The sequence below is a fragment of the uncultured Nevskia sp. genome (genome assembly GCF_903885465.1).
Taxonomy (GTDB): Bacteria; Pseudomonadota; Gammaproteobacteria; order Nevskiales; family Nevskiaceae; genus Nevskia.
In genome coordinates this window covers 1-4,547 of sequence record NZ_CAISIQ010000177.1, presented here as the reverse complement: position 1 = coordinate 4,547, position 4,547 = coordinate 1, and the positions used below count along the sequence as shown (strand labels likewise).

Genomic DNA, 4,547 nt, shown 5'->3' with positions numbered 1-4,547 from the left:
TTGACGATGACCGGCACCCGACCAATCCAACCGGTGATGTAGTCGCGCGGCTTCGGAAGCTGACTTTCGTGCGCTAAAAACACCCAAACCTTTTCCCAGATATTGGTGAACTCCTGCTCGTAGAGTCGGGAGCAGGTGAAAATGCGGCGATCGACGGCTCGCTGCCCCCCCTCTCCCTCAAGGAGAAGCTGATTCGGTTCCATGGCTCTAAAGTCGTTCATTCGTGCTCCAGGTGTGATCAGGCGCGCGCGTGGAGGGCAGCATCTGCCGCCGTGGCGTCTTCGAGCCAGCGTGGCCACCCGGCACGCGCATTCGCGGCCATAGCAAGCTGCCGTTCAGCTGGCGTTGCAAAACGACGGTCCCAGTCGCGTAGCCGGGGCTTTGCGATCCACGCAAACCACAGTGGTGGAATTAGCGCGAGCAGAAAGCAAAGGAATAGAGACGGCATCTGGGGCGCCTGCGCTTCGGGTGGCAGCGCATAAAACCGGCGATAGCTGTCTAGATGGTGGTGAATATGGTTGGTGATCTCTACGCCTAGTGGACGCACGACAGAGCCGAGATGATTCCATGCGTGGTGGAGCTGCACTGGCGCACCCTCGACCCTGATCAGGCCGTAGTGCTGAAAGTAGTTGAACGCCTCCACGAGCGTTTTGCCGATGAACATTCCACCAAGGCAGACCATTGCAGCAATCGGCCCTGCGAACACAGCCGTCAACGCGGGTGGAAGGGCCAGCAACGCGAGTTGCTGCCACAGCCGGTTGCGCCAGTTCCAGGGGCTGAGCCCTTTGCGACGCAGATTTGAGGCTTCGCAGCGCACCGCATCGGAGTACGAGCCGACTGAGGCGCGCCAGACGAAGGCGTACAGGATCTCGCCGCGATATGGAGTGTCGCAGTCGCGGGGCGTATCGAGATGGATGTGATGCGTCAGCACGTGGCCGACATCGCGGTTCGGATCTCCGTAGAACGTGCTGGCCAGTTGCGCCAGCCGCCGCGGAAACCAGTGGCGACGGTGCATGAGCTCGTGTGCAACGGGCAGATTGGGAACCGCGCTCAGCCAGCTGAGCGACAGCAGACTTCCCACGATCTGCGACGCGGAGCCCATCCCGGTCAGCGGATTGAAGCCGCGCTTTACCGACAACGCGAATGTCGCGTAGAGAGCCACGATGAGGACCACGTGAAGGTACAGCGCAAGATCGGCGAGGAACGGCACGACCCCTCGACGCGGCGCCACGTCGCGCGGGAGCACCACGTCCAACAGCAGCAGGAGCGGAAACGTGGCGATGCCGAGCCAGACGGCGTTGCCACCGATCAAAAATCCGATCACACCGCACAACGTCGTCGCCGGGGCCAGGTAGTAACGCAAGGTATCGGTCATCGTCCCTCCAGAATCGCGGTCATTCATTTTTGGCGTCGCGGGAGCGACGGGAGGTTTCGGTGTACCTCCTTATGGACCAAGCAATCCCGGCAATACAGCAGCTCGAAACCGATTGGTCGACTTCATATTTCCGACGTTCCGATTCGTCGTGCCGGCAGGATGGCGGGGGCACCACGAAGCGTCCAATACTATTTATCCGACCCCACCGATACTGATGTAGCATCGCTGACAAGGCTTAACGACATCTAGAGAATCACATGCGCGTGTCCGGAATCGAGTTGCGTCTCCTGCGTGATTTCGTCGCGGTGGTCGAGCAGCGGAGCTTTCGCGCAGCCGCCGTCAAGATGCACGTCTCGCAGCCGCCGCTCACCCGCCATATTCAGCAGCTAGAAGAAGCTTTAGGAACGGAGCTTCTTATCCGCCATGCACGGGGGGTCGAGTTGACCGACGCCGGCACGAGCTACTACGAAGACGCCAAACACATCCTGGCGTTGAACGAGCAGGCCGCAGAACGAGCTTTGATGGCGGGCCAGGGGCAGATCGGACGCCTCGATGTGGGCGTATTTGGATCCGCGATGTTCAACACCATTCCGCAGATCGTCCAGGAATTTCGGCTGCGTTACCCGCGTGTGGAAATCGCCATGCACAACCTGGATCGCGATAGTCAGACCAAAGCGGTGCGCGAACGTCGAATCTCTGTCGCATTCAATCGGCTCTACGCCGATGAGCCCGATCTTCGCCAAGAGACCGTCCACACGGAGCGTCTCCATCTCGCACTCCAGGTGAATCACCCCTTGGCAGCGCGAGCGGAATTGGGCCTGAAAGACGTGGTGGATCAAACACTGATTCTCTATCCCCATATATCACGGCCGAGCTTCATCGATTACGCGCTTCGCTTGTTCCATCAGCTGGGAGTCCAACCAGGTGATATCCGCGAAGTGGATGACCTATTCACGGCCATCTCGATGGTTGCAAGCGGTGTCGGCATCACCTTGGTCACCGATTCTGCATGCAGTCTGAAACTGCCGGGCATTCGATACATTCCGATCCGCAAGCGAGATAAGGCGGTACTGGATCTCACCATCATTTATCGCGCAGGCGACTCATCCCCTTTGCTTGCGGCTTTTCTCAATGTGGTCCGGAAATTTTCCCGCGGATTTCGCTCGGGCAGTTAGTGGGCCATCAGTCGAGCACCTAGAGAGTCCATTCCCTATTACCGAATATCTGCTCGCCTGTGGAAGGGTTAGCAGTCGCTAAGCAGATAGCGAACCACGATTTGAGCCGGACCACTGGCTTCTATGATCGACGCCCTCACCTCGTGGCGCTCGATAAAAGCAAACGAATCCGGATCTGGATACGCGTGATCGTGGGTAGGCGGCTCGGCATATTGGTAGTTACGCGAACGTCAATGAATGCCCCACTCGGGGAAGTGCAAGGCTACCCGGTAATAGAGTGGTGGCAGCACCAGCAACGTCAGAAGGGTCGAGGTCATCGTGCCGAAGATCAGCGATGTCGCCATGCCAGCGAACAGGGGATCGCGGTACATCACCAGGGTGCCGAGTATGACGGCAGTGGAGGTCAGCAGGATCGGCCGCAGTCGAACCGCACCGGCGAGCTTCACCGCCTCGCGCAGCGGGTGTCCCTGCCGCTGGTAGTCGTGAATGAAGTCGATGATCAGCAGCGAATTGCGGATCACCACCCCGGCCAGGGCCACGACGCCGATCATCGAGGTCATGCTGAACGGGATGCCGACCAGCCAGTGGCCGGGAAAGATGCCGATCAGTCCGAGCGGGATCGCGGTCATGCCGAGCAGCGGGATCAGGAACGAGCGATAGCTGGCCACCAGCAGCAGGAAGATCAGCAGCAGCACGACGCCAAGCACGGCACCCATCTCGCGCAGCGCGTCGAGGGTCAGGCGTAGTTCGCCATCCCAGAGCAACTGGTAGCCGTCCAATGTGTTCGGCGAAACCGCGCTCAGGGTGATGTTGTCGGTCCGCAGCGTAACGCCTGCGACTTCCTGCCCGTCGAGTCGGGCATCCATCGCCAAGATGGCGTAGACCGGGGCAGTGACGGCGCTGACATCGCCGCCGATATAGCTGACCTGTTCGTTGTCGCGGCGCAATATCGGATGCTCGACGGTCGTCGTCACGACTTGCGTCAGTTCGGACAGCGGGATGGCATCGCCACTGCGATTGCGCACCGTGATTCGGTCGAGCAACAGTGGGTCGATCTCGCGCTCCCGGGGCACCCTGAGCCGGATCGGCACTGGATTTCTTTCGCCTTCGATATGGGCCTCGGAAACCACGAGCCCATCCATCAAGGCGCGAACGGTCTGTTCGATGTCGGCCACGGTGACACCCGACAGCAGCGCCTTTTCCCTGTCGACGACGATATTGACCTGCTCGACATCGGCCGCTTCGCTGCTGAATACATCGACGACGCCGTAGGTCTCCTCGAACTGCTGCTTCACCCGACCCGAGATCGCCCGCAGGGTATTGGCATCATTGCCGTGGATGCTGGCAAGTACGATTGCGGCCGATGGTGGCCCCGGAGGTGACTCCAGGAAGCGAACAGACATTCCCGGATAGCGAGTCCGGATCTCGGCCGTTGCGGCACGCAATTCCTCGACGATGGGCACGGACTTCGTCTGCCGCTGCGTCTTGTCGACCAGATTCACGCGAATGTCGGCGACATGCGGGCCGCGCCGGTTGGCAGCACCGGTGACCAGGCCGGTGAAATCGACAACGCCGGGAATGCCGACATGAGTCTGGTAGTTGCTGACCAGAGGATGCCTGCCGAGGATCTCACCGAATTGCCGGGCGACCCGATCCGTGGTCTCGATCGGGGTGTGCTCGGGCATGGTGATCGCGATGCTGAAACTGTTGCGGTTCTCCTTCGGCATGATCGCCAGGCTGACGCCGCCAGCCGATAGCGGACCGCCGACACCGGAAGGCCGAATGAACTGCCACGCCGGCATCAGGAAGCACGCCAGCAGCGCGACCGCGACCATCCCGAACAAGCTCATCCGCAGCCGGGCGCGATCCAGCAGCGGCGTGATCAGCCGGTAATAGAGGCGATGCAGGGCATCGGGTTCGTGTTTTGCTTCAGCCGGCGCGCCCTGTCCCTGATGCAGCCAGCGATTGCAGGCCCAGGGCACCACCACGTAGGCCAC

The 4,547-nt window shown here is 60.7% G+C and carries 3 protein-coding genes and 1 pseudogene; 1 reads left to right on the top strand and 3 read right to left on the bottom strand.

Going from position 1 to position 4,547, the window contains the following annotated elements; translation table 11 throughout:
• Together QZY06_RS06705 and QZY06_RS06700 are read right to left on the bottom strand one after the other, a co-directional pair.
• Nucleotides 1-221: pseudogene (locus QZY06_RS06705) on the bottom strand (benzoate 1,2-dioxygenase large subunit); the annotation flags it as partial.
• Between the two features lie 17 nt (nucleotides 222-238).
• A complete protein-coding gene (locus QZY06_RS06700; protein ID WP_295681933.1) occupies nucleotides 239-1,375 on the bottom strand; it encodes an alkane 1-monooxygenase in 1,137 nt (378 codons plus the stop codon).
• A gap of 257 nt (nucleotides 1,376-1,632) precedes the next feature.
• Between QZY06_RS06700 and QZY06_RS06695 the strand changes: the two genes are divergently transcribed.
• On the top strand, nucleotides 1,633-2,550 hold the full coding sequence (locus QZY06_RS06695; protein ID WP_295681931.1) for a LysR substrate-binding domain-containing protein: 918 nt from the start codon (nucleotides 1,633-1,635) through the stop codon (nucleotides 2,548-2,550).
• 230 nt (nucleotides 2,551-2,780) lie between these two features.
• Here the strand turns inward: QZY06_RS06695 and QZY06_RS06690 are convergent.
• On the bottom strand, nucleotides 2,781-4,547 hold a 1,767-nt coding region (locus QZY06_RS06690), incomplete at its 5' end, for an efflux RND transporter permease subunit (RefSeq protein ID WP_295681928.1).